General features: G+C 67.2%; 25 protein-coding genes and 1 tRNA gene. 11 read left to right on the top strand and 15 right to left on the bottom strand.

All coding sequences use genetic code 11. The features are described from left to right. Positions 1-16: 16 nt before the first annotated feature. The 7 genes from ASD55_RS08295 to tpiA all read right to left on the bottom strand — a co-directional run bounded on the left by ASD55_RS08295 (position 17) and on the right by tpiA (position 3,619). On the bottom strand, positions 17-238 hold the full coding sequence (locus ASD55_RS08295) for a hypothetical protein (protein ID WP_056765131.1): 222 nt from the start codon (positions 236-238) through the stop codon (positions 17-19). Beyond that, a complete protein-coding gene (locus ASD55_RS08300) occupies positions 235-522 on the bottom strand; it encodes a hypothetical protein (protein ID WP_056765134.1) in 288 nt (95 codons plus the stop codon). The genes ASD55_RS08295 and ASD55_RS08300 overlap by 4 nt, the downstream gene beginning before the upstream one ends. Continuing rightward, a complete protein-coding gene (locus tag ASD55_RS08305; RefSeq protein WP_056765137.1) occupies positions 519-770 on the bottom strand; it encodes a hypothetical protein in 252 nt (83 codons plus the stop codon). Before ASD55_RS08305 ends, ASD55_RS08300 begins: the two co-directional genes overlap by 4 nt. Positions 771-884: 114 nt before the next feature. Further along, the gene (locus tag ASD55_RS08310) at positions 885-2,102 is read right to left on the bottom strand and encodes a tyrosine-type recombinase/integrase (protein ID WP_056765140.1); all 1,218 of its coding nucleotides are present in this window, start codon (positions 2,100-2,102) and stop codon (positions 885-887) included. Positions 2,103-2,286: 184 nt separating this feature from the next. After that, positions 2,287-2,371 (bottom strand) — tRNA-Leu (locus ASD55_RS08315). 11 nt (positions 2,372-2,382) lie between these two features. Next, entirely contained in the window at positions 2,383-2,844 is a 462-nt protein-coding gene (secG, locus tag ASD55_RS08320; RefSeq protein ID WP_056765143.1) for a preprotein translocase subunit SecG, read from the bottom strand. A 7-nt stretch (positions 2,845-2,851) separates the two neighbouring features. Continuing rightward, positions 2,852-3,619 (bottom strand): triose-phosphate isomerase, encoded by a 768-nt coding sequence (gene tpiA, locus ASD55_RS08325; protein WP_056765146.1) that lies wholly within the window; start codon positions 3,617-3,619, stop codon positions 2,852-2,854. Between the two features lie 128 nt (positions 3,620-3,747). Between tpiA and ASD55_RS08330 the strand changes: the two genes are divergently transcribed. After that, complete coding sequence (locus ASD55_RS08330; RefSeq protein WP_056719107.1) at positions 3,748-4,554, top strand: SDR family oxidoreductase; 807 nt, start codon at positions 3,748-3,750, stop codon at positions 4,552-4,554. A 68-nt stretch (positions 4,555-4,622) separates the two neighbouring features. Then, positions 4,623-5,294 (top strand): DUF6445 family protein, encoded by a 672-nt coding sequence (locus tag ASD55_RS08335; RefSeq protein WP_056765149.1) that lies wholly within the window; start codon positions 4,623-4,625, stop codon positions 5,292-5,294. A gap of 96 nt (positions 5,295-5,390) precedes the next feature. On the opposite strand, the gene ASD55_RS08340 is transcribed toward ASD55_RS08335, so the two are convergent. From ASD55_RS08340 to orn, 4 genes are all read right to left on the bottom strand, one after another. After that, complete coding sequence (locus ASD55_RS08340) at positions 5,391-6,323, bottom strand: 2-oxoglutarate and iron-dependent oxygenase domain-containing protein (RefSeq protein WP_056719103.1); 933 nt, start codon at positions 6,321-6,323, stop codon at positions 5,391-5,393. A gap of 98 nt (positions 6,324-6,421) precedes the next feature. Then, entirely contained in the window at positions 6,422-7,774 is a 1,353-nt protein-coding gene (gene glmM / locus ASD55_RS08345; protein ID WP_056765152.1) for a phosphoglucosamine mutase, read from the bottom strand. 56 nt (positions 7,775-7,830) lie between these two features. After that, a complete protein-coding gene (gene folP / locus ASD55_RS08350) occupies positions 7,831-8,745 on the bottom strand; it encodes a dihydropteroate synthase (protein WP_056765157.1) in 915 nt (304 codons plus the stop codon). Between the two features lie 32 nt (positions 8,746-8,777). Further along, positions 8,778-9,344, bottom strand: coding sequence for an oligoribonuclease (gene orn / locus ASD55_RS08355; protein ID WP_056719097.1), 567 nt, complete (start codon positions 9,342-9,344; stop codon positions 8,778-8,780). An 83-nt stretch (positions 9,345-9,427) separates the two neighbouring features. On the opposite strand from orn, the gene sbcB reads away from it, so the two are divergent. Then, the gene (gene sbcB, locus ASD55_RS08360; protein WP_056765162.1) at positions 9,428-10,873 is read left to right on the top strand and encodes an exodeoxyribonuclease I; all 1,446 of its coding nucleotides are present in this window, start codon (positions 9,428-9,430) and stop codon (positions 10,871-10,873) included. A 67-nt stretch (positions 10,874-10,940) separates the two neighbouring features. Further along, complete coding sequence (locus ASD55_RS08365) at positions 10,941-11,627, top strand: DUF2461 domain-containing protein (protein WP_056765164.1); 687 nt, start codon at positions 10,941-10,943, stop codon at positions 11,625-11,627. Here ASD55_RS08365 and ASD55_RS08370 read toward each other — a convergent pair. Further along, positions 11,624-12,910, bottom strand: coding sequence for an MFS transporter (locus ASD55_RS08370; protein ID WP_056765394.1), 1,287 nt, complete (start codon positions 12,908-12,910; stop codon positions 11,624-11,626). The two genes, ASD55_RS08365 and ASD55_RS08370, sit on opposite strands and share 4 nt — an antisense overlap. A gap of 293 nt (positions 12,911-13,203) precedes the next feature. Between ASD55_RS08370 and ASD55_RS08375 the strand changes: the two genes are divergently transcribed. The 3 genes from ASD55_RS08375 (at position 13,204) to aqpZ (ending at position 16,181) form a co-directional block, all read left to right on the top strand. Further along, complete coding sequence (locus ASD55_RS08375) at positions 13,204-14,043, top strand: hypothetical protein (RefSeq protein WP_082542697.1); 840 nt, start codon at positions 13,204-13,206, stop codon at positions 14,041-14,043. Positions 14,044-14,048: 5 nt separating this feature from the next. Further along, positions 14,049-15,302, top strand: coding sequence for a DUF4785 domain-containing protein (locus ASD55_RS08380; RefSeq protein ID WP_235577760.1), 1,254 nt, complete (start codon positions 14,049-14,051; stop codon positions 15,300-15,302). A gap of 147 nt (positions 15,303-15,449) precedes the next feature. Continuing rightward, on the top strand, positions 15,450-16,181 hold the full coding sequence (gene aqpZ, locus ASD55_RS08385; RefSeq protein ID WP_056765167.1) for an aquaporin Z: 732 nt from the start codon (positions 15,450-15,452) through the stop codon (positions 16,179-16,181). Between the two features lie 39 nt (positions 16,182-16,220). Here aqpZ and epmA read toward each other — a convergent pair whose 3' ends face one another. Genes epmA through rnk form a run of 3 tightly spaced genes read right to left on the bottom strand, consistent with a single transcriptional unit; the run spans position 16,221 to position 20,030 of the window. Next, positions 16,221-17,177, bottom strand: coding sequence for an EF-P lysine aminoacylase EpmA (epmA, locus tag ASD55_RS08390; protein ID WP_056765170.1), 957 nt, complete (start codon positions 17,175-17,177; stop codon positions 16,221-16,223). Further along, positions 17,177-19,567, bottom strand: coding sequence for an NAD-dependent DNA ligase LigA (ligA, locus tag ASD55_RS08395; RefSeq protein ID WP_056765172.1), 2,391 nt, complete (start codon positions 19,565-19,567; stop codon positions 17,177-17,179). Before ligA ends, epmA begins: the two co-directional genes overlap by 1 nt. Before the next feature lie 55 nt (positions 19,568-19,622). Continuing rightward, the gene (gene rnk / locus ASD55_RS08400) at positions 19,623-20,030 is read right to left on the bottom strand and encodes a nucleoside diphosphate kinase regulator (RefSeq protein WP_056765175.1); all 408 of its coding nucleotides are present in this window, start codon (positions 20,028-20,030) and stop codon (positions 19,623-19,625) included. Positions 20,031-20,231: 201 nt separating this feature from the next. Here rnk and ASD55_RS08405 point away from each other — a divergent pair, with 201 nt between their 5' ends. From ASD55_RS08405 to ASD55_RS08420, 4 genes are all read left to right on the top strand, one after another. Continuing rightward, complete coding sequence (locus ASD55_RS08405; protein ID WP_056765178.1) at positions 20,232-21,689, top strand: MFS transporter; 1,458 nt, start codon at positions 20,232-20,234, stop codon at positions 21,687-21,689. Positions 21,690-21,771: 82 nt separating this feature from the next. Next, complete coding sequence (gene nhaD / locus ASD55_RS08410; RefSeq protein WP_056765180.1) at positions 21,772-23,163, top strand: sodium:proton antiporter NhaD; 1,392 nt, start codon at positions 21,772-21,774, stop codon at positions 23,161-23,163. Between the two features lie 77 nt (positions 23,164-23,240). Next, positions 23,241-24,428, top strand: coding sequence for a cation:proton antiporter (locus ASD55_RS08415; protein ID WP_056765184.1), 1,188 nt, complete (start codon positions 23,241-23,243; stop codon positions 24,426-24,428). An 86-nt stretch (positions 24,429-24,514) separates the two neighbouring features. Then, the gene (locus tag ASD55_RS08420) at positions 24,515-24,892 is read left to right on the top strand and encodes a response regulator (RefSeq protein ID WP_056719070.1); all 378 of its coding nucleotides are present in this window, start codon (positions 24,515-24,517) and stop codon (positions 24,890-24,892) included. Positions 24,893-24,925: the final 33 nt, after the last annotated feature.

A 24,925-nucleotide genomic window follows, 5' to 3' on the forward strand; every position in this document is an offset into this window, starting at 1 on the left:
GCGCGGCTTGAAGTGATCAGCCCTTTGGTTCGCTTGGAATGATCTCCATTGCTACCAGCAGATCGTTGAACATCTGGCCCCATGGATCAGGCTTTCGCGCCAGCCCACGCTTGACCAGAAAGTTGTTGAACCTTTCGGCAAGCTCATCGGGTTGATCACGCACGTCTTCATGCGACTCTTTCGAGGCTACAGCGGCACAGGTCACAGCACCGGGGAACTGGATGATTTGCGCGCTCATTTCTGAGCATCCGACACTGCCATCAGCAGCACTTCCACCGGTATTTCGTCCGCTTTCAACCCCGCCGGAATCGCGTTGTATACCGCTAGCTCTTGCTCAAAGGCCAGGCCATGCCGATCCAAAATGGAGCGCACGGGATCAAGGCATCTCGCCATGTCATCCCGAAGCATGCGCATCTCTGCATCCGGCTCGTTCGCGAAGCCCAGAACCGGAATTGAAACGGCGTCCGAAGCTGCGCAAGGCCCGATGCGACCGCTCTCAATGTTGATCGCCAAGACGCTCATGCCTTCGACTCCTGTTTCGACAACTTGGCGCGAAACTCCGCCCGCTCTGCTTCGGCCAGTTCGCGGGACGCGTCCAGCAGCATAAAGATCAGCATGCTCGCCTCGTTCACAGTTTGGCGGGCGCATTGCCGGTGATCGCCGATAGCCAGCAGATCAGCAACAGCCATTGCCTGCGATACGTACACGCTGGCGTCATTGCCGGAGAATGGGGTGGGCACGCTCTCGTTCGTTACACTCTCAGTTGCCATGATCGTTCTCCATTGGAACGGTTGTGGAAGGCGGGCCGGGTGCTCGTAACACCCGGTTCCGCCGCTTACCGGGCCATGCCCGATTCTTCATGCTGGCGTCGCATCGCGTGCGACTCAGCCAGCCTTGCGATTGATGGCGACAACCTTGCCGCCTGCCTTCAATCCATCCAGATAATCCGCCCACGCCTGCATCATGCGGGTGCGCTCGTCCAGGTACTGCGCAGCGTGCGTGTAGGCCTCGCGCACCTTGTTCGATTCCGCATGGGCCAGCTGGCGCTCGATCGCGTCCGGCTTCCAGCCCATTTCGTTGAGCCGCGTCGCTGCCATGCCGCGGAAGCCGTGACCGGTCATTTCCTCGCCGGAGTAACCCAGCCGGCGCAGCGCGGCGTTGATGGTGTTCTCGCTCATGGGGCGGCTGGCGGTGCGCAGGCCCGGGAACACGTAGCGGCCATCGCCAGTGAAGGTCTGCAGCTCGCGCAGAATCGTCACCGCCTGAGTGGACAGAGGCACCAGGTGCGCGGCCTTCATCTTCATGCGCGCGCCGGGGATGCGCCACATCGCTTCGTCCAGATCGAACTCGGCCCATTCGGCCTGCCGCAGCTCGCCCGGGCGCACGAACAGCAGCGGGGCCAGCTTCAAGGCGCAGAGGGTCACGTACTGGCCGGTGAAGCCGTCGATCGCGCGCAGCAGCTCGCCGACCTTGGCCGGGTCGACGAGGGCGGCATGGTGTTTCACCTTGGGCGACTTCAGTGCGCCGCGCAGGCTGCCGGTCGGGTCGTTGTCGGTGATCCCTTCAAGGATGGCGTACCGGAACACCTGCCCCGCCTTGACCTTGGCCCGCTTGGCGGTTTCCAGCTTGCCGGTGGCCTCGACCTTGCGCAGGGTGTCCAGCAGCTCGCGCGAGGTGATCTCGCCGATCGGCCGGGTGCCGAGATCCGGGTACAGGAACGATTCCAGGACCCAGCGGGACTTCGCCGCGGTGATCTCGGCCACGTCCTGCCGCGCCATCCACTGCTCGCCAACCAGGCGGAAGGTCTGGACCGGAGCCGCGGCTTCCACCCTCGCCTCCTTGCTGGCCAGCCGTTCGGCACTGGGGTCGACGCCTTGGGCGACTTGTGCCCGGGCCGCGTCGCGGCTCAGCCGGGCTTGCGCCAGCGTCACGCTCGGGTAGGTGCCCAGGCTCAGCATCTTGGCCTTGCCGTCGAACCGGTAGCGGTAGCGCCAGCGCAGCGCCCCGGAGATCGGCACCTCCACCGCCAGCCCGTTGCCGTCGGCCACCCGGTACAGCGCGCTGCGGGGGCGCAGGGAGCGCAGCTTGATCTCGGTCAGCATGTGAGTAACCCCGCCGTGAGTAACCGGCCATCCGGCCCTGTTACTCCCAAAGTTACTCACGTTACTCGCCGGATGCAATGGGTCTACATAGGACGCAATCGGACGATCAGGCACAAAAAAACCCGCCAAGTAGCGGGTTTCGTTGTGTTTTTCGGACTCTATGGGACGTCCTGAAACGGTGTAATGGTGCCCAAGAGGGGACTCGAACCCCTACGACTTGCGTCGCTACCACCTCAAGGTAGTGCGTCTACCAGTTCCGCCACCTGGGCAGGTGTGTTGCTTAGTGCTTGACCGGCGGCTCGGTGGCTGCCGGCACCTCGCCCTGACCCTGGGTCGGAGCGGGGGTTGCCGCCGGCGGAGCTGCCGGTACGGCGTTGCTGGTTGAAGCAGGTACGGCTGCCGGAACTTCCGAGCCCGCGGCAGGCTTGGCCGGGGCCGCGTTGGTGGCTGCCGGCTGCTCGGACAGCGACGACATCACGCCAAGATCCTGTGCCTTGGCCTTGGGTGCGCCGTTGTCATTCAGATACACGCCCATGGCCAGGCTGAGCAGGAAGAACAGGCCGGCGAGCACGCCCGTGGCACGGGTCAGGAACGTGGACGAACCGCGCGCGCCGAAAACCGTGGCCGAGGCACCGCCGCCGAAACCGGAACCGGCGTCGGCGCCCGCTCCGTTCTGCAGCAGGATCAGCACGATCATCGCCGCTGCGATCAGAATGTAGAACACGCTGAAAATGACGAACATAAGGTTTCTATTGAGCCTGTGACGCCTGATGCGCCGCGGCGCAGATTCCAAGGAAGTCGGATGCAGTCAGGGAGGCCCCACCGATCAGACCCCCATCCACGTCCGCCTGCGCGAACAATTCAGCGGCGTTGGCCGCCTTGACGCTGCCGCCGTAAAGCAGTCGGGTCAGACGGGCAATCATAACATCTTCTTTTTCCAGTTGGCTACGGATGAAGGCGTGCACCTGCTGCGCCTGCTCCGGGCTCGCGGTCCGGCCGGTGCCGATCGCCCAGACCGGTTCATAGGCGATGACCGCGGTGTCGAAACTGGCCACGCCATTGAGCGCGAGCACGGCATGCAGCTGGCGTGCGATCACCGCCTCGGTCTCGCCTGCTTCGCGCTGTTCCAGTGTTTCACCCACACAGAGGATCGGGGTCAGGCCGCCGGCACGGGCCGCGGCAAATTTCTGCGCCACCAGCTCGTCGCTTTCATGGTGGTACTGGCGACGTTCCGAATGGCCGACCAGTACCCATCGCGCGCCGATGTCGGCCAGCATCGCGGCCGACACTTCGCCGGTATATGCGCCATGCCCCTCGTGTGCACTGACGTCCTGCGCACCGACCCGCAAGCCGGAATCGGCCTGCTGCGTGGCCAGCTCGGCCACGTAGGGGAACGGCGGAAACACGGCGACATCGATATCGCCCGGCATGTCGGCGGCGATGTCCGCCACGAGAGCCTTGGCCATCGAGCGACTGCCATGCATCTTCCAGTTGCCGGCGACGAATTTCTTGCGCATGGTCTGCTTCTGCTGCGATCAAACCGCAAGCTTACCGAGGGGTCGGAGGAACGGCAAACGCACCTGCCACTGGCGTCGCCCGACCCGTGCAGTCAAGAATGACGATCCCTCCGCAGGAACCACGCACGATGACCCGTCGCCCGCTCAGCCTGATCACCGGCGCTTCTTCCGGCATTGGCGCCGAGTTCGCCCGCCAGCTCGCGGCCCTGGGTCACGACCTGGTGCTCACCGCCCGCCGCACCGAACGGATGGAAGCGCTCGCCGTCGAACTGCGCGCAGCCCACGCCGTCGACATCACCGTGCTGCCCTTCGACCTTACCGATCCATCGACGCCACAGCGGTTGTGCGAAGGGCTGGAGCAACGCGGCCTGCAGGTGAACTGGCTGATCAACAATGCCGGCTACGGCGTGCCGGGCACCTTCGTTGCCAACGACTGGAAGACCCATGCCGACTTTCTTCAGGTGCTGATGACCGCACCCACCGAACTGGCCTGGCGGGTGCTGCCCGGCATGCGCGAGCGCGGCCACGGCCGCATCATCAACGTCGCCTCCCTGGCCGGCCATGTTCCGGGTCCGGCGGGACACACCTTGTACGCGGCCAGCAAGGCCTATCTCATCAAGTTCTCGCAATCGCTTTGCCTGGAGAACCAGGCCGCCGGAGTGCACGTCAGCGCCTTGTGCCCCGGCTTCACCTGGTCCGAATTCCACGACGTCACCGGCACTCGCGACAAGATGAACAAGCTGCCCGGCTTCATGTGGCTCACCGCGGGGGAAGTGGTGCGCCAGGGCATCGCTGCCGTCGAGCGCGGTGATGCCGTGTACATCCCCGGTCGGGTCAACCGGACCATCAAGCGGGTCGTCCAGCTGATGCCGGACCGACTGGCCATGTGGCTCTCGGCACGGGAGTCGAAGCGTTACCGGAATACCCAGGTCTAGACCGGTACGCAGGCACGCTCCGCGCCGTCCCTTATTGTTGAACCCACGCTCGCCACCGGCTTCTCACCATGTCACTGTTTCCCACCCAGATGCGACCGTTGCCCTACCGCAAGCCCGTCGAAGGCCGCGATTACTGGGTGGTCGACGACGTGCTGCCGAATGCCGACGAGGTGCGCGCGCGCTGCCTGGCCAAGACCGATTGGGAAATGGGCTATCCGTACACCGGCGAGGTATGGCCGGGAATGCGGGCGATTCCCGCCTTGCTGGACGACGAACTGGCCGCGCTGGACAAGCGGGTATGCGAGCTGACCGGAGCGAAGAAACTCTGGGTCGAGCAGACCGAGGCCGGCCTGCGGCTCAACCACAACTGCGTGCAGGTGGTCGGCTCGGTCGAGGGCTCGGTCAAGCCGCACACCGACTCGACGAATCTGTGCCGCTACGCGGCGGTGCTCTATCTGAATCCCGACGTGCCGGCACACTGCGGCACGAGCTTCTTTCGCCAGCGCATGCCCGGGGGCCAGCTGGGCGGGAACATCGTGATGCCGCCGCATCGGAATCTGGCCGAGGCCCTGGGCAATCGCTTCGTCCAGCCGAACGCCTTTGTCGAGGACGTGCGGGTGGATCATCGCTGCAACCGGCTGCTGGTCTACAAGGCCAATCTGATCCACAGCGCGAGTGCGTACTGGGGGCAGGAGCTGGCGGCCAAGCGGATGACGGCGGTGTTCTTCTGGATGGCGTGAGGAGCAGCACCCCCATCCGGCCTGCGGCCACCTTCCCCCGCGGGCGGGGGAAGGAAACCGGGGGCACGCGTTCGCGCGCGGGAGGAAACAAGCTGATCAGATCAGCTTGATCTCGCGCAGCCGCTGCAGCAGGTATTCGTGCGAGGTGATGGAGGTGTCGTAGCGGCGCGGGTTGTCCGGCGTGATGCAGGAGTCCAGCGGGTCCAGCACCACGTCCGGGTTCGGGTGCAGGAAGAACGGCACCGAATAACGCGGCTTGCGCGCGTTCTCGTTCTGCGGGTTGACCACCCGGTGCGAGGTCGACGGATACACGTGGTTGCTCAGGCGCTGCAGCATGTCGCCGATGTTCACCACGATCGCGTCGCCCTCGGTGGTGATCGGCAGCCACTCGCCGTGGCTCAGCACTTCCAGGCCCTCGGCGCTGGCGCCGACCAGCAGGGTGATGAAGTTGATGTCCTCGTGCGCACCGGCGCGCACGTTGGGAATGTTGTCCTGGGTGATCGGTGGATAGTGGATCGGCCGCAGGATCGAGTTGCCGACGTCGGTCTTGTCCTCGAAGAAGTTTTCCGCCTCGCCGATGTGCAGGGCCAGCGCACGCAACACGCGCGTGCCCAGCTGGTCCAGCGCCTCGTACAGGCCATAGCCGTACTGCTTGAAGTCCGGCACTTCGCTGGGCCACACGTTGGGCGGCATCACGTCGGCGAATTTCGAGTCGCGCGGAATCTCGCGGCCGACATGCCAGAACTCCTTCAAGTCGGCGTACTGGCTGTCCTTGGCCGTCTCCACCTTGAACGGCGTGTAGCCGCGCGCGCCGCCGCTGCCGGCGAGGTGGTACTTCATCTTGGTTTCGGTGGGCAACGCGAAGAAGCGCTGGAACACGTCGTACGAGCCGTCGATCAGTTCGCGCGGAATGCCGTGGCCGCTGATGCAGCAGAAACCGAATTCGCGATAGGCCGCGCCGAGCTCGGCGACGAAGGCATCGCGCTCCGTGTCGTAACGGCGGATGTCGAGGGTTGGAACATTCTTCATGGCTGTAGTCACCAGGTTGGGCGTGCGGTCGGATGATCCGCCACCGCAGGGGCGGGGCACGTCGGGCCAATCCATGGCGACCCGGTGCTGCTACAGGTTCACGAGCGTTCGGCTGCGGATTTTACCGTTGCCGCGAGCTTCTCTGCCAGCTGTTGCACTTCCGCTGCGTCGGCGCCTTCCACGGTGACCCGCACCAGCGGCTCGGTGCCCGAGGCGCGCAGCACTACGCGACCGCGACCCTGCAGCACCCGCTCCACTTCGGCCAGAGCCTGCTTGACCTCGTCGCTGGCGAGCGAACGACGGGCGCCCACGGCGCGCACGTTCAGCATCACCTGGGGCATTTTCTGCAGCCCCTGCCGCGCCGTGGCGAGATCCTCGCCCGAACGCGCCAATGCCTCCAGCACGGCCAGCGCGGCGACGATGCCGTCGCCGGTGGTGGCCCGATCCAGGCACAGGATGTGGCCGGAGGTCTCGCCGCCGAGCACGCCTTCGTGCTGGCGCAACTGCTGCATCACGTAGCGATCGCCGACGTTGGCCCGAATCAGCGGCACGTCGAGTTTGGCCAGCGCCAGCTGCAGGCCGTAGTTGCTCATCAGGGTGCCGACCACCGGGCCGTTCAGCGCGCCGTGCGCGTGCCAGCTGCGCGCCAGCACGTAGAGGATGTCGTCGCCGTCGGCGAGTGCGCCGTGGCGGTCGACCAGCTGCACCCGGTCGCCGTCGCCATCGAAGGCGATGCCGAGATCGGCACCGTGGGCCAGCACCGCCTGCTGCAAGGCCTGCGGATGGGTCGAGCCGACATCGCGATTGATGTTGAAGCCGTCCGGCTTGTCGCCGATGGCGATCACCTCGGCGCCCAGTTCGGCGAACACCTTGGGCGCCACCTGGTAGGTCGCGCCATGGGCGCAGTCGAGCACCAGCTTCAGCCCGTGCAGGCTGAAGTCCTCTGCCACCGTGGTCTTGCAATACTCGGCGTAGCGGGACACCGCGTCGTCGATGCGGCGGGCCTTGCCGAGCCGTTCGGAGGCCACCGTGACGAACGCCGCATCGACTTCCTGCTCGATCGCCAGCTCGACTTCGTCGGACAGCTTCTCGCCATTGGCCGAAAAGAACTTGATGCCGTTGTCGTGGTGCGGGTTGTGCGAGGCGCTGATCACGATGCCGGCCTGGGCACGCATCGAGCGGGTCAGGTAGGCCACCGCCGGCGTCGGCATCGGACCGAGCAGGCCTACGTCGGCACCAGCCGCCACCAGCCCGGCTTCCAGCGCCGATTCGAACATGTAGCCCGAGATGCGGGTGTCCTTGCCGATCAGCACCTTGGGACGATCCTTCCGCTCACGCGCCAGCACGCTGCCGACGGCGCGGCCCAGCTGCAGCATGAAGTCGGCGCTGATCGGCCATTGTCCGACCAGGCCACGAATGCCATCGGTGCCGAAGTATTTGCGTTGATTCATCGTTGTGGGGATCTCGGGTGTCTTGCGGGAACGCAGCCGGCTCGCCGGCGCGTCATTCAATCGTCGTCGGGCCAGCGCGGCGCCGCCGGCGACGCACTGCGCCGGGGCACGGCGTCCACCGCATGCACGCCCCGCCATACTGCCAGCGCGTCCACGGTCGCCGCCACGTCATGTACGCGAACCATGCGTGCTCCGCGCTGAACGGCGATCAGCGCGGCCGCCACGGAGCCCGCCTGGCGCTCGCCCGGCACGCTGCGACCGGTCAGCGTGCCGATCATCGACTTGCGCGACAAGCCGGCGTAGACGCCACTGCCCAGGCTGGCGAACTGTTCCAGCGCCGACAGCAGGGCCAGGTTGTGCTCCAGCGTCTTGCCGAAGCCGAAGCCGGGATCGACCAGCACCTTGCGGCGATCGATGCCGGCCAGCTCGCAGGCGAACAGCCGATCGGTGAGGAAGCGATGCACCTCGCCGACCACGTCGTCGTAATGCGGCTCGTCCTGCATGCTGCGCGGCTCGCCCTGCATGTGCATCAGGCACACCGGCACGCCCAGTTCGGCAACCGCGTCCATCGCGCCATCGCGGCGCAGCGCGTAGACGTCGTTGATCATGCCGGCGCCGGCGGCGACCGCGGCACGCATCACCTCGGGCCGCGAGGTGTCGACGGCGATCGGCAGCGAGGTGCGCGCCACCAGCTGTTCGACGACCGGCACCACGCGTTGCAGTTCCTCTTCCAGCGAAACCTCGGCTGCGCCCGGCCGGGTCGACTGGCCGCCGACGTCCAGCATGTCGGCGCCCTCCTCCGCCATGCGCACGCCATGCGCCACGGCAGCGTCCACGCTGTCATGCAGGCCGCCGTCGGAGAACGAATCGGGGGTGACGTTGAGGATGCCGACTACCCGGGCGCGATCCAGCCGCAGCGGACGTCCGGCACAGTCCAGCACCGTGGCAAACAAGTCGTTCGACATGCTCATGGCCTCGTCAGATGCAATCAGCGATGTGCCACTCAGGCACCGACCTTGCCGCCCAGCTCGCCCATGAAACGGCGGTAATGGCGCAGTTCGGCGATGGAGTCGCGGATGTCGGACAGCGCCGTATGCGCCGACTCCTTGCCCACGCCCTTGGCAATCTCCGGCGCCCAGCGCCGCGCCAGTTCCTTCAGCGTGGACACGTCCAGGTTGCGGTAGTGGAAGTAGCGCTCCAGCCGCGGCATCTGCCGGTGCATGAAACGGCGATCCTGGCAGATCGAGTTGCCGCACATCGGCGACTTGCCCGGCGGCACCCAGGCGCGCAGGAATTCCACGGTGGCCTGCTCGGCCATCGCGTGGTCGGTTTCCGAGATCAACACCTGCCGCCACAGGCCGGACTTGTGGTGCTGGTTGGTGTTCCAGCTGTCCATCGACTCCAGCTGATCGATCTCGTGGCGGATCGCAAACACCGGCCCGTCGGCCAGCACGTTCAGTTCCTTGTCGGTAACCACCGTGGCGATCTCCAGAATCGAGTCGTTGTCGGTGTCGAGGCCGGTCATCTCCAGATCGATCCAGATCAGGTTTTCTTCGTGGGCTTGGCTCATGGGTTCTCCTTGTGCGGGGGAGTTTATCAGCCTTGCCGACCTCGCCATGCCGGCAAGGCACGGCGCCATGCGATCATCGCCGGATGCAGACCTTCTTCTGGCATGACTACGAAACCTCCGGCGCCGACCCGCGCCGGGACCGGCCGCTGCAGTTCGCCGGCATCCGCACCAGCATGGCGCTGGAGATCATCGGCGAACCGGTGATGTTCTACGGCAAGCCGCCACGGGAGATGCCGCCGCACCCCGACGCCTGCATGATCACCGGCATCACGCCGCAACAGGCCGAACTCGACGGCGTCAACGAGGCCGACTTCGCGGCCCGCGTGCATGAAGAGCTGGCCCGGCCGGGCACCTGTGGCGTGGGCTACAACTCGCTGCGCTTCGACGACGAGTTCACCCGCCAGATGCTGTACCGCAACTTCCACGAGCCCTACGGCCGCGAGTGGGAGAACGGCAATTCGCGCTGGGACCTGATCGACTTGGTGCGCATGTGCCAGGCGCTGCGCCCCGAGGGCATTGTGTGGCCGACGCGCGAGGACGGTTCGCCCAGCTTCAAACTGGAGCACCTCGCGCGCGCCAACGGACTGAACCAGGAACGTGCCCATGACGCGCTGTCCGACGTCTACGCGCTGATCGACCTGGCCCGGCTGATCCGGGTGCGCCAGCCGCGGCTGTGGGACTGGCACTACGCGCTGCGGCGCAAGCAGAAGGTGTTCGAACTGCTCGACGTGGTGAACATGACGCCGCTGGTGCACGTGTCCTCGCGCTATCCGGCCAGCCGTCACTGCCTCACCGTGGTCGCGCCGCTGGCCGCCCATCCCAGCCGCGCCGGCGAGGTGATCGTGTACGACCTGGCGACCGATCCGGCCGCATGGCTGGCGCTGGACGAGGACGAGATCGCCGACCGCATCTTCACCCCGCGCGCCGACCTGCCCGAGGGCGTCGAGCGGATTCCGCTGCGCACCGTGCGCGCGAACCACGCGCCGGCGCTGGCGCCATTGTCCGTGCTGCAGGGCGTGGACCTGACGCGGCTGCAACTGGACCTTCCCCGCTGCCAGGCCCATCGCGACATGCTGCACGCCGCCGCCGGCCTGCCCGAAAAGCTGCGCCGGGTGTTCCAGCGTGCCGCCGAACTGCCGCCGCCTGAAGATCCCGAGTTGGCCCTGTACGGCGGCGGCTTCCTGCCCGACGCGGACAAGCGCCTGCTCGCCCAGGTGCGCGCCACGCCGCCGGCGGAACTGGGCAGCCGTCCGTTTCCTTTTCGCGACGCGCGTTACCCGGAACTGCTGTTTCGCTACCGCGCACGCAACTGGCCCGAGACGCTGGATGCCGACGAACGCCTCCGCTGGGAGCGCTTCCGCCAGGCACGACTGACCCGGCACACGCCGCTGACCGGGTTGACCCTGGACGACTACTTCGCCCGCATCGCCGAGCTGCGCGGCGATCCGCAGGCGCAGGACAGGCAGGGTCTGCTCGACCGGTTGCAGGCCTGGGGCGAACAGCTTGCCGACAGCCTCGGCGATACCTGAGACGCACACCGCCACCGCAGCACGATGGCGGGCATCGCCCGCCCTGTTCCCCTCTCGACGAACCCCCATGTCCAGAAGCTATTTCACCCCCGCCACATTCCGTTTCCTGCGCTCGCTTGGAAACAACAACAACCGCGAATGGTTCCACGCGCACAAGGACGACTACGAGCGCCATGTGCGCGAGCCGTTCCTGCAACTGATCACCGACCTGCAGGCGCCGCTGGCGAAGATCAGCAGCCACTACCGCGCCGATCCGCGCAAGAGCGGCGGCTCGCTGTACCGGATCCATCGCGACACCCGCTACTCGAACAACAAGCTGCCGTACAAATCGTGGCAGGGCTCGCGCTTCACCCATGAGCGACGCCACGAGATCCAGGCGCCGGGCTTCTACCTGCACATCGAGCCGGGCGACTGTTTCGCCGGCGGCGGCCTGTGGCATCCGGAACCGGACGCGTTGAAGCACATCCGCGAATTCCTGGTCGACAACCCGGCCGCATGGAAGCGCGCCACGCAGAGCAAGGCGTTCCGCGAACACCTGCAACTGGGCGGCGAATCGCTGGTTCGCCCGCCGCGCGGCTACGACCCCGCGCACGAGCTGATCGACGATCTCAAGCGCAAGGACTTCGTCGCCACCATGCCGCTTGGCGAAGAGCTGGCCTGCTCCGACGAACTGCTGCCGTGGACGGTGGCCGCGTTCAAGCGCGTCGCGCCGCTGGTCGACTATCTGTGTGCGGCGCAGGAGCTGGAGTTCTAGCGGGAGTCACCTCGGCTGCCTGCAGCCACGATCATCCCGATCACGGCGGCAAACGCCACGTAGTGCGCCGGCGCCAGCACGCCGAACTGCTTCACCAGCCAGCCGATCAGCGGCGGGGTGATGCCGCCGAACAGCGCATAGGCGATGTTGTACGAGAACGACAGGCCGGAAAAACGCACCGCCGGCGGGAACGCCGCCACCATCAGCGCGGGAACGACACCCACCACGCCCACCGCCAGTCCGGTCAACGCGTAGAGCGCGAGGAAATGCCCGGCGCCGGCCTGCAGGTCGAGGTAGAGCGCATAGCTGCACAGCAGCAGGCCGATCGCGCCGAGCAGCAGCGTCCGCGCGTAACCGATCCGGTCGGCCAGCCAGCCGTATCCGAGACAGCCCAGCGCCAGCGCGAACGAGGCCAGGTTGTTGCCCAGGAACGCCCGCGCGGGAGCAACATGAAAAGCCGACTGCACGATCGACGGCGTCATCAGGATGATCACCAGGATCGCCGCGGTAAGCATCCACGTCACCAGCATCGACAGCAACACACTGGGCAGATGTCGTTCGAACACGAGCCGCAATGGCAAGCCGCTGGCCAGTTCCCTGCGCGCATGCATCGCCTGGAACACCGGCGTCTCGCTGAGCCAACGGCGCAACCATACCGCGCAGAAGCCGAATACGCCGCCGACCAGGAACGGCAGGCGCCAGCCCCAGTCCAGCACCGCCGCGGGCGTCAGCCGGCTGTTGATCGCCGCCGCCACCAGCGAGCCGATCAGGATGCCGACGGTCAGGCCCGAGGTGAGGCTGGCGCAGGCGAAGCCCACCCGTCGCGCAGGCACGTGCTCGGCCACGAACACCCAGGCGCCCGGCACCTCGCCGCCCACCGCGATGCCTTGCACCACGCGCAGCAGCAGCAACAGCAGTGGCGCCAGCATGCCGATCTGCGCATGGGTCGGCAGCAGGCCGATGCCCAGCGTGGGCACCGCCATCAGGAACACGCTGAGCGTGAACATGCGCTTGCGCCCCAGCTTGTCGCCGTAATGCGCCATCACGATGCCGCCCAGCGGCCGCGCCAGATAACCCGCGGCAAAGATGCCGAACACCTGCAACTGGGCCAGCCACGGCGCCGTGTCGTGGGGAAAGAACAACTGGCTCAGCGGGATCGCGAAGAACACGAACACCACGAAGTCGTAGAACTCCAGCGCACCGCCCAGGGCGGCCAGCAGCAAGGTCTTCACGTCGCGCCTGTCGAGGCGGTCGCGATCGGGCAAGGCAGCAACGGCAGGCATCTCGACCACGCAGGCATCCCAAGCGTAAAGCGCGCAACCTTAGCGCACACCGGCGCTGCGGCGGTTGTGCACTTGCGTCAAGACGCGCACGTATGGCGCTGCTAGAGTCCATACCGTGCCGCACGGTCTGGGGGGATCTGGCGACACGTCCTGACGATGTCCTGGACATCACCTGTAGTCGGCCTGCCTGCAACACAGGGGGTTTGGCGTACCTGTGGCTGCACCCGGTTGGCTCCGCCCGCGGCATTCCGCCGCCTTGATGGGGAGAGATCAACGTGCGACGTACAACCTTGATGTTGGCACTGGCCCTGAGCTGCGCCACGGCGCAGGCAGCCACCACCGGCGTGGCCCTGGTCCACGGCACCGGCAACCAGACCGATGCGTACAACGACTACTGGCAATCCGACATGGTCGAAGGCGTGCGCAACGGCCTGACCGACCGCAGCAACCTGCTGGTGGTCAACTGCGACTTCAACCAGTACATGTGGGACGACCGCGCCGCCGGCTGCCTGGCCACCCAGCTCACCAGCTTCATCCAGAACCGCCACATCGATCGGCTGGTGGTGATCACCCACTCCAACGGCGGCAACGTGATGCGCTGGATCCTGTCCAACCCGACCTGGGACGCGCGTTACCCCGCGATCATCAGCCGCATCGTCAAGGTCGACGCGATCGCGCCCTCCAGTGCCGGCACGCCGCTGGCCAATGCGGTGATGGCCGGCAACGTGTTCGAGTCGGCGCTGGGCTGGCTGCTCGGCTACAAGACCGACGCCGTGCGCCAGCAGCAAACCGGCTGGATGGCCACCTACAACCAGCAATACCTGCTGGGCACGTCCGGCCGACCGGGTCTGCCGGTGCCGTTCCGCGACGTGGTGGGCACGGACGTGGTGTCGGGCCTGTTCAGCAGCCAAGCCTACTGCGGCGGCTACACCCAGAGCGTGGGGCTGGAGATCACCCAGAACTGGTTGAGCAGTTGCTCGGACGGCTTCATCGAATGTTCCAGCGCGTCGGCGGCCGGCACCGTGTGGTTCCGCGACACCCAGCGCACCGGTGGCTCCGTGCTGAACCACAACCAGAGCCGGCGTGCCTGCTTCGGCCTGCCGTCCATTCTCGCCAACGACATCAGGGGATGATCACCATGAAGAAAGGGATACTCGCAAGCGCATGGCTGGTGATCTTCGCCGCCGCGCCGGCCATGGCCGGCACCCACGCGCTGCTGCCGGCGCAAGCTGATGACATGGTTCCGCCCAGCCTGCAGGCACGCAGCGCCGGCACCCGCTTGACCGCCACATCTGCCGCCGCGACGCGCATGCATGTCGAGCGCCGGCCGGTCAGCGTGAGCTGGCCGCTGGCGCAGGACGCCACGCTGCAAGCGGTGCCGCAAGCGTTTTCGCGCAGCAGCCGCGAATACTGGCGCGACGTGTCGGCCACGGAACTCCAGCAGGGCCTGAAGCTGCCGCTGACCGCACCGGGCGCGATCATCCGCCTGAGTCCGGGCGACCAGGCGGTCGGCAAGCTGGACCCGGCCAGCGTGCGGCTGCAACTGGGCCGGCAATCGCTGAGCGCCGCGGCGGCCAGCAGCCAAGTCGCCGGCACCGCCCAGCTGCACGCCGCCGGCATGGACGTCCCGGCTGCCTCGATGGTGATGCGGCTGAAGCCCGAGCTGGGCAGCGGCGTGGCCACCTTGCAGGTCGCCTCCGCCCGCGGCCGCTACGTGGTGCATGTGTTCGAGCCGCAGAGCCCGTTCGCCGTCACCGCCCAGGGCAACCGCGACGACCTGCTGCTGGGCGAGGCGATCAAGGTGCGGGTGGTCCTGCGTGACGCCGATCGCGCCTTGCCGCTGAGCTCGGTGGGCGGCCTGCTGCGCGCACCCGATGGCAGCACCACGCCGCTCAGCTTCCGTCGCCAGGCCGACGGCAGCTTCACCGTCGATGTCCGTCCGCACAGCATCCCGACCACACCGGGCCTGTGGGAGGTGCACAGCTTCACGCAAGGCACCGACAGCGCCGGGCACGAGATCCGTCGCGACACCACCACGGTGTTCGCCGCCGCCCAGCCCGATGCCCGCCTCAGCGGCCTGGCCAGCACCGCGGTCGCCACCGATCGCGGCCTCGACATCAGCCTGGGAGTGGATGCCGTCTCGGCCAGCCGCTACGCCGTCTCGGCGGTGCTGTACGGGCGCGCTACCGACGGCCGGATGGTGCCGGCGGCGTTCGCCCAATCGGCCAACTGGCTGCCGGCCGGCAAGGGCCAGCTGACCCTGCACTACGACCCGCACAGCCTGCAGGGCATCGGCGCACCGTACGAACTGCACGACCTGCGCCTGCAGGATCAGCCGGCGGTCGGATTGCTCGAACGCCGCGCCGTGGCGATGCGCTTCGACACGCCCTGACTGACCCGTTCCGTCGCCAGGGACGGCGGCGGAAACGGCACGACGGACGGTGCGCGAATATGCCTGACCTGGTGCGCCCGTGAGCTGCCACGGCATCCACATGGGCGCGCCGGCCATCTCCTTCCTCTTGCAGCAGGAGTAAACGTGATGAACATGAGCAAGCGTCTGGCTGCCGAGTTCTTCGGCACGTTCTGGCTGGTTCTGGGTGGATGCGGCAGCGCCGTGCTGGCCGCCGGCTTTCCGCAACTGGGTATCGGTTTTGCCGGGGTGGCATTCGCGTTCGGCCTCACCCTGCTGACCATGTGCTACGCGATTGGCCACATTTCCGGCTGCCACATCAATCCGGCGGTCACCTGCGGTCTTGCCGCCGGCGGTCGCTTCCCGCTGAAAGACGTGATTCCGTACATCGTCGCGCAGGTGCTCGGCGGCCTGCTCGCCGGGCTGGTGCTGTACACGATCGCCTCGGGCAAGCCCGGCTTCGACGCCGCCACAAGCGGCTTCGCCTCCAACGGCTACGGCGCGCATTCGCCGGGCGGCTATTCGATGGGCGCCGCGGCGCTGTGCGAGATGGTGATGACCGGCTTCTTCATCTTCATCATCATGGGCGCCACGCACAAGAGTGCGCCGGTGGGTTTCGCCGGCATCGCGATCGGCCTGGCGCTGACCCTGATCCACCTGATCAGCATCCCGGTCACCAACACCTCGGTGAACCCGGCGCGTTCGACCGGCGTGGCGGTTTTCCAGGGTGGCTGGGCGCTGGATCAGCTGTGGTTCTTCTGGGTCATGCCGATCATCGGCGGCATCGTCGGCGGCGTGATCTATCGCTACCTGTGGAGCGACCGGCTGGAGCAGCCGGCGATCAAGGGCGACACCGCCTGAGCGGCACGGCGCGCGGCCAGCAAGGTCGCGCGCCCTGCCTCACGCCCGGGCAAACGGAAACGCCAGCACGTCGGCAATCGCGTCCGTGTCGGCCAGGCACATCAGCAGGCGTTCCACGCCCAGCGCCACGCCGGCGCAGTCAGGCATCGCATCCAGTACGCCCAGCAGGTTTTCATCCAGCGGAATCTCGTGCAGGCCGCGTTCGCGACGCACGGTGTTGTCGCGCTCGAAACGCGCGCGCTGTTCGGCCGCATCGTTCAGTTCGTGATAGCCGTTGGCCAGTTCGTAGCGGCCCAGGTAGAGCTCGAAGCGCTCGGCCAGCGGCGGCTCGCCCGGGCGGATCTTCGCCAGCGCGCACTGGCTCGCCGGGTAATCGTGGATCACCGTGATGCGATCGCGGGGAAACACCGGCTGCAGCTTGTGGGTGATCAGCAGGTCGAGCCAGTCGTCATGCCCCAGCCCCTCCGGGCCGATGCCGAATTCCGCCAGCGGCGCACGCAGTTCGTCGATCGACGCGTGGACGGGATCGATGCCCAAGCCGTCGAGGAACAGCTGCCGGTAACTGGTCACCACCACCTCGGCACGCCGACCGCGCATCGCCAGCGCCGCTTCCACCAGCTCGATCGTCTCGCTCATCAGCCGCCGGTGATCCCAGCCGACCCGATACCACTCCAGCATGGTGAACTCGGGGTTGTGCCGACCGCCCGCCTCGCCATTGCGGAACACCCGGCCCAGCTCGTAGCAATCGCCGATGCCCGCGGCCAGCAAGCGCTTCAGTGGATACTCCGGCGACGTGCGCAGCCAGCGCTCGCGCTCGCCCGCATCGACATGGCCGCTGAAGATGCTGCCGAAGCTCTCGATGTTGGGGTCGGTATTGCCCGCCGCGGACAGGATCGGGGTTTCCACCTCCAGCACGTTGCGCTCGGCGAAGAACGCGCGCAACAAGGTGTACAGCCGTGCGCGCAGTTCCAGCGTGGCGCGTGGGGATATCGTCATCAGGTGCGCTCGTGCTCATCGAGCAGGGCAAGCAACTGCGCCTCGTCCCACACCGGCGCGCCCAGTTCCTTCGCCTTGTCGAGCTTGGAGCCCGCTTCCTCGCCGGCGACGACCACGCTGGTCTTCTTCGACACCGAACCGGACACCTTGGCACCCAGCGCTTCGAGCCGATCCTTGGCCTGATCGCGACTGAGCGACGCCAGGCTACCGGTGAGCACGAAGGTCTGCCCGGCCAGCGGCGCCTGGGTCACTTCGTCCGCGGCGGGCATCGCCTCCAGCAGACGCTGCATCGACGCCTCGGCGCCCTGCAGTTCGGCATGGGCCGCCGGATCGGCCAGGAAGGCTTCCAGCCCGCTCGCCGCCACCTGGGGCACGCCGGCGGTGATCCAGTGCGCTGCCCCGCCCGCCAGCAGTTTCTGCAAGGTGGGAAAGTGTTCGGCGAGCAGCTTGCTGCTCTTGGGGCCAAGCTTGCTGATCTTCGCCATGTCCAGCAGCACACCGAGATTCAGCCGCTCGCGCAGCAGCGGCGACGGCGCGGCTTCGTCGCTGAAGCTGATGCCGGCGGCCAGCAACTGGTCGACCACCTGCTGGTTGCCGTCCTGCGCGAAGAAGCCGGCGATCGACCGGGCCACTTCTTCGCCGATGTCCGGCAGTACGCGCAGCAGCGGTGCCGGCGTGCTGCGCACGAAATCGAGCCGACCCAGCCACGCGGCCAGGGTCTTAGCCGTGCTTTCGCCGATGTGCATGATGCCCAGCGCGTAGAGGAAGCGGGCCAGCGTGGTGTGCTTGCTGGCCTCGATGCCGGCGACCAGGTTCTCCGCCCACTTCGTCGCCACCTTGCCGGCCTTCACCGTTTCCGGGGTGGTGCCATCGCGCTCGTCGATGCGCCGTTTCATGTCGACGAAATCGTCCACGCCCATGCCGTACAGGTCGGCTGGCGTGTGCACCAGGTCGAGCTCCACCAGCGCCTCGGCAAAGCGCTCGCCCAGGCCTTCGATGTCCATCGCGCGACGCGAGGCGAAATGGATCAGCGCCTCCTTGCGTTGCGCGGCGCAGATCAGTCCGCCGGAACAGCGCCAGGCCGCCGCGCCCTCCTCGCGGATCAGCGCGGAATCGCAGATCGGGCAGCGCGTGGGCATGGTCCAGGGCTGCGTGCCTTGCGGCCGCAGGTCCTCCACCACGCGCACCACTTCGGGAATCACGTCGCCGGCGCGGCGCACGATCACGGTGTCGCCCACGCGGGCATCCAGTCGTGCCACCTGGTCGGCGTTGTGCAGGGTGGCATAGGTCACGGTGACGCCGCCCACCTGCACCGGCTCCATCCGCGCGCGCGGGGTGGCGGCGCCGGTGCGGCCGATCTGGATCTCGATGTCGAGCAGGCGGGTGGTCTGTTCCTGCGCCGGAAACTTGTGCGCGATGGCCCAGCGCGGTGCGCGCGAGACGAAGCCCATCTCGCGCTGCCCGGCATAGTCGTCCAGCTTGTAGACCACGCCGTCGATGTCGTACGGCAGGCTGTCGCGCTTCGCGCCGATGCGGCGGAAATAGGCGATCAGGCCATCGAAGCCGCGCGCCACATCCACTTCCGGCGAGACCGGAAAGCCCCACTCGCGCAGTTGCTGCAGGGTGGCCGAATGGGTCGGCGGCAATTCGCCGCCCTCGACCACGCCGATCGCGTAGGCGAAGAAGCTGAGGCGCCGCTTCGCGGTGATCGCCGGATCGAGCTGGCGCAGCGAACCGGCCGCGCCGTTGCGGGGGTTGGCCAGCGGCTTTTCGTCGTGCTTGCGGGCGTATTCGTTGAACGCCTCGAAATCCTTGCGCAGCATGATCACTTCGCCGCGCACTTCCAGCACGGCCGGCCAGCCGGAACCGCGCAGCTTCAGCGGGATCGCCCGCACGGTGCGCAGGTTCGCGGTGACATCCTCGCCGGTCTCGCCGTCGCCGCGGGTGGCGCCCTGCACGAATACGCCGTCCTCGTAGCGCAGGCTGATCGCCAGGCCGTCGAGCTTCGGCTCCACCGAGAACACCGGAGTCCTGCGTTCGAGCGTGTGCTCGATCCGTCGTTCGAAGTCGGCGATTTCGCGGAAACGCTCGCGCTCGTTCTCGCCTTCCTGCTCGAACGCATTGCCCAGCGAAAGCATCGGCAAGGCATGCCGCACCTCGGCAAAGCCGCCGCTGGCCCGCGCACCCACCTTGCGGGTCGGCGAATCGGCGGTGGCCAGCTCGGGCCATTCCGCCTCCAGCGCTTCCAGTTCGCGCATCCGGCGGTCGTACTCGGCGTCGGTGATGTCCGCGTCGTCGAGCACGTGGTAGCGGTAGTTGGCCTGCTCGATCTGCGCCCGCAGCGCGGCGCTGCGGGTAACGATGTCGGCGGGAACCGGGCGTTCGGTCATGCGGGTCTCCTTCGGATCACCCCGCAGTTTAACGACACCGGCACGCGATGCGGCCTCAGCGGTGGAAGTGTCCGGCGGCCTCGGGCTGGTAGGCGATCTCCAGCACTTTCAGGCGACGCTTGCGACCGTCCGGGGTGGGCCAGTCGATCTGCTGGTCGCGCGCCAGTCCAAGCAGGGCGCTGCCCACGGGAGCCAGGATCGACACGGTGCCGGCCGTGCCGGCCGACGCGGGGTAGACCAGGGTCAGGGTCAGCTGCTCGCCGTTGCTTTCGTCCTCGAAGGTGACGGTCGAGTTCATCGTCACGACATGGTCGGGCATCGCCGACGGCTCGACCACCTCGGCACGATCCAGCTCCGCGCGCAGCGCGTCCAGCTTGTCGGCTTCCGCCGTCGGCAGACGCTCCAGCAGCGCTTCGATGCGCTCCATGTCGATGCGGGAAACAGTGATCGGTGGCTTGCTCATGGCTTTTCCTGATGCTCGCGGCTCCTGCCGCGCAAAAGCACACGCCGGAACGAAGCCGCTCCGGCGCGTGTGGTTGATAAGGCCGTGATACCTGTATGGGCATGACCGGCAGATGAAACAAGGTTCACTGTGATGACAGTGGCAGCAGAAATCAAGCCACCGTGGCCGCTATCATGGCCGGCCATGCCTGTTCGAAGCCCCGTGGTCCCTGACGTTGCACCGCTTTCCGCGCCCGATCCCCTGGCCGGCGCCGTCGAAGCCGAGGAGCCGACCTCGCGTGAACGCTACCGCGGCCTGCTGTGGCTGGTTGCCGCAGCCTTCTTCATGCAGGCGCTCGATTCCACCGTGGTCAACACCGCGGTGCCGGCGATGGCCGAGGCACTCAAGGTCACGCCGCTGGGCATGCGCACGGCGCTGACCAGCTATGTGCTGACCCTGGCCATCCTGATTCCCGCCAGCCCGTGGCTGTGCGACCGCTTTGGCACCCGCCGCGTGTTTGGTGCGGCGATCATCGTGTTCGGCCTGGGCTCGTTGCTGTGCGGTATCGCGCAGACGCTGCCGCAGCTGGTGGCGGCCCGCGTGCTGCAGGGCGTGGGTGGCGCCTCGCTGATGCCGGTGGGGCGTTATGTGCTGGTGCGCAGCATCGACCGGGGCGAGTTCGTGCGGGCGATGAGCACGGTGGCCACCTTCGGCCTGCTCGGCTCGGTGCTCGGTCCGCTGCTGGGCGGCGCATTGGTGGAGTTCACCTCGTGGCGGCTGATCTTTTTGATCAACGTGCCGGTGGCGATCGCCGGCGTGTGGATGAATAGGCGCGACATGCCGGAGTACCGGCTCGATCACGCCAACCGCTTCGACCTGGTCGGCTTCCTGCTGTTCGGCGCGGCCTCGGCGTTGCTGCTGACCGCTTCCGAGCTGGCCGGCTCGACCCCGGTGCCGTGGTCGCGCATGGGCCTGTGCACGCTGGCCGCCCTGCTGCTGGGCGCGATCTATCTGTGGCACAGCCGGCGCACCGAGCATCCGGTGGCCGACCTGGCACTGCTGCGCGTGCGCAGCGTGTCGGTGGCGATCGCCGGCGGGCTGTTCACCCGGCTGGGCATTTCGGGCATGTTCCTGCTGCTGGTGTTGTTCCTGCAGGTCGGCTGCGGCTGGTCGCCACTGGCGGCCGGCCTGATGATGGTGCCGCAGGCACTGGGTTCGATCATGGCGAAGTGGGCGGTCAATCGGGCGCTGGTGCACTACGGCTATCGTCGCCTGCTGATCGGCAACACGCTGATCGTGGCGGCCCTGCTGGCGACGTTCGCGCTGCTCGGCCCCGCCACGCCGGTGTGGCTGATCGCCGTGCTGACCTTCGCCTACGGCGCATTCGCCGGCCTGCAGTACACCACGATGAACACACTGATCTATGTCGACCTGGACATCCGGCATGCGTCGATGGCCTCCTCGATGGCCTCCACCGTGCAGTACCTGGCGATGAGTTTCGGCATTGCGCTGGCCACGCTGCTGATGGAATTCATGCTCACCGGGCACGCGCACGACGACTACGTGATGGCGTTCCGCTGGACCGTGCTGCTGCTGGCGCTGGTCACCGCGGGAGCAAGCCGGGTGTTCAGCCGGCTGCGCCCGGAGCGGCGGCCCGACCTCGCCGCGCCGTCGGACTGACCGCGACGGGTTGCGCCGGCCTCGGCCGGCGGCTGCTACCCTTCCTGCCAACCGATATCACGTTCTTGCCCAAGGATCTTCCATGCGATGGTTTGCCGCCCTGGCGCTCCTGTCCGCCAGCACGCCGCTGATGGCGGCCGAAACCGGCGCCGGGGTGAACTTCCACCTGGTGGCGCACCCGATCGGCTGGGTGGCGCTGGCGCTGTTCGTGCTGGCCTACGTGGCGGTGATCCTCGAAGAGCGTATCCACATCGCCAAGTCCAAGCCGGTGATGCTGGCCGCTGCGCTGATCTGGGGCATGATCGCCTGGCAGAACGGTGGCACCGGCACCGATGCCAACCTCACTCGCGAAGCCTTCGAGGCGATGTTCCTCGAGTATGCGGAGATATTCTTCTTCCTGGTCGTGGCGATGACCTACGTGACCGCGATGGGCGAGCGCGGCGTGTTCGAGGCCTTGCGCTCGCAGCTGATCCGCTACGGCTTCAGCTATCGCAGCCTGTTCTGGATCACCGGCCTGCTGGCCTTCCTGATCTCGCCGGTGCTGGACAACCTGACCACCGCGCTGGTGATGTCGGCGGTGATCCTGGCGGTGGGCGCCGGCAACACGCGTTTCATCACGCTGGCGATGATCAACCTGGTGGTGGCGGCGAATGCCGGCGGCGCCTGGAGCGCGTTCGGCGATATCACCACGCTGATGGTGTGGCAGGCCAACAAGGCACAATTCTTCGACTTCTTCCGGCTGTTCTTCCCGGCCGTGGTGAACTGGCTGGTGCCGGCGCTGATCATGTTTGTCGCGCTGCCGAAAGGCCGGCCGGCGAGCACCGAAAGTCACAGCCGGATCAAGCATGGCGGCATCAGCATCTGCCTCACGTTCGCCTTGACCATCGCGATCACCGTGGTCGGCCGCCAGTGGCTGGGCATGCCCGCCGCCTACGGCATGCTCACCGGCCTGGCCCTGCTGAACCTGCTGGCCAGCCGCATCGACTATCGCCAGCGCCACTACGCGCTGGCGCACGGCGCCGAGGAACAGGGCTATTCGATCTTCCGCATCATCGCCAACGCCGAGTGGGACACGCTGCTGTTCTTCTACGGCGTGTTCGCCTGCGTCGGGGGGCTGGCTGCGCTGGGCTACCTGGAACTGGCCTCGACCCGGCTCTATGGCAACCTCGGACCGACCACGGCGAACGCCGCGATGGGCGTGCTCTCGTCGGTGGTCGACAACATCCCGATCATGTTCGCAGTGATCAAGATGAACCCGCCGATGGACGCCTCGCAATGGTTGCTGATCACGCTGACCGCCGGCGTGGGCGGCAGCCTGCTGTCGGTCGGCTCGGCAGCGGGCGTGGCGCTGATGGGCGCAGCGCGGGGCCAGTACACCTTCATGAGCCACCTGCGCTGGAGCTGGGCGATCGCGCTGGGCTACGCCGCCAGCATCGCCCTGCACCTGTGGCTGACCCGGTTCGTGTTCGGCTGATCGAAGCGCGCGTCGCGCAAAACATCGCCGGCGGTGGCCCTGTACCATTGGGCGCTTGCCCGACGGAAAGACGATCCATGCACCACGCCGCCGACATCCTGCTGACCCTGTTCGTCATCTTCGTCGCCGCGCAGATCGGCGCGGAAATCGCCCAGCGGATAAAGCTGCCCGGCGTGGTCGGCGAGATCGCCGCCGGCTGCGTGATCGGACCGTCGCTGCTGGGCTGGCTGAGCCCGGAGCAGATCCTGCCCGGCACGCCGCTGGACGTGCTGGCCGAGATCGGCGTGGTGCTGCTGCTGTTTTCGGTAGGCCTGGAAACGCGGCTGGATGATCTGAAAAAGGTCGGCAAGAGCGCCCTGCTGGTCGGCGTGCTCGGCGTGATCATTCCCTTCGTGGCCGGCGCGCTGTGGGCGCATGGCGAAGGTTTCGAATGGATCAAGTCGATGTTCGTGGCGGCCGCCTTCGTCGCCACTTCGGCCGGCATCACGGCGCGGGTGCTGCAGCAACTGGGCGTGCTCCAGCGCATCGAGAGCCGGGTGATCCTGGGCGCGGCGGTGATCGACGACATCCTGGCCATGCTGCTGCTCGGCGTGGTGTCCTCGCTGCAGGGCGGCGGCTCGCTGGACCTGCATTCGCTGCTGCTGACCCTGGCCGGCGCGATCGGGTTTGTGGCGATCATCGGCTGGGGTGGCTCGCAGGTGATGCGACGTCGCTCGGGCTGGCTGGAGGCGCCGATCAGTCCGCACTCGGCATTGAGCGTGGTGCTGGCGATCTGCCTGGGCCTGGCATGGCTGTCCACGCGCTTCGGACTGGCCGCGATCATCGGCGCGTTCCTGGCCGGCATGATCGCCTCGGAAACCCGCCAGCGGAAGGAGCTGGAGCACCAGACCCTGCCGCTGCTGTCCTTCCTCACGCCGTTCTTCTTCGTGGTCACCGGCGCCAAGGTCAACCTGGCCGAACTGGCCAGCGTGGATGCGCTGCTGATGCTGCTGGTCGCCACCGCGATCGCGATCGTGTCGAAGTTGCTGGGCGGCTTCCTGGGCTCGCTGTCGCTGGGCCGGCGCAGCGCCACCATCATCGGCTTCGGCATGGTGCCGCGCGGCGAGGTGGGTGTGGTGATCGCCAGCCTGGGCCTGGCCGCGGGCGTGTTCAGCGATCGCATCTACGCCGTCATCGTGGCGATGTCCCTGCTCACCGCGATGGTCACGCCGCCGCTGCTGGCCTGGCTGCTCCGCCGCGGCGACGCCGGCGAAGCAGCCGGGTGACCCTCGGCCCGTCAGGACAATCCACCCACGGCAAGCGGAGTCGGCCTATGCTGGGCGCTGCCGGCAGCAAACGGGGGTAGCACCGCGTGGATACGAACAAGACCGTCCTCATCGTCGACGACGACAACATGGTGCTGGAATCCATCGACCTGTTGCTGTCGGCTGCCGATGGCCTGCAGAGCATCCGCGCGCTGGGTTCTGCCGGCGCGATGAGCCACCTTCGGCAGGCGCACGTCGACGTGGTCGTCGCCGACGTGATTCTCGCCGGCAGCGTCTCCGGCATCGACATCTGCCACGAGGCGATCAGGCACAACGACGAGGTGGCCATCGTGGTGATCACCGCCGACACCGAAGTCCACGTGCACGACATTCCCGATCGCGGCGTGTTCCTGCGCAAGCCGTTCGGCGCGGCCGAGCTGCTGGCGGCGATCGGCCTGGCGCTGGGCAAGGTCCGGCGGCGCTGAAGCAGGTCGTGCCCGTCGGCGGGCAGCGGACTG

Origin of the sequence: Rhodanobacter sp. Root561 (assembly GCF_001427365.1) — a bacterium.
GTDB lineage: Bacteria > Pseudomonadota > Gammaproteobacteria > Xanthomonadales > Rhodanobacteraceae > Rhodanobacter.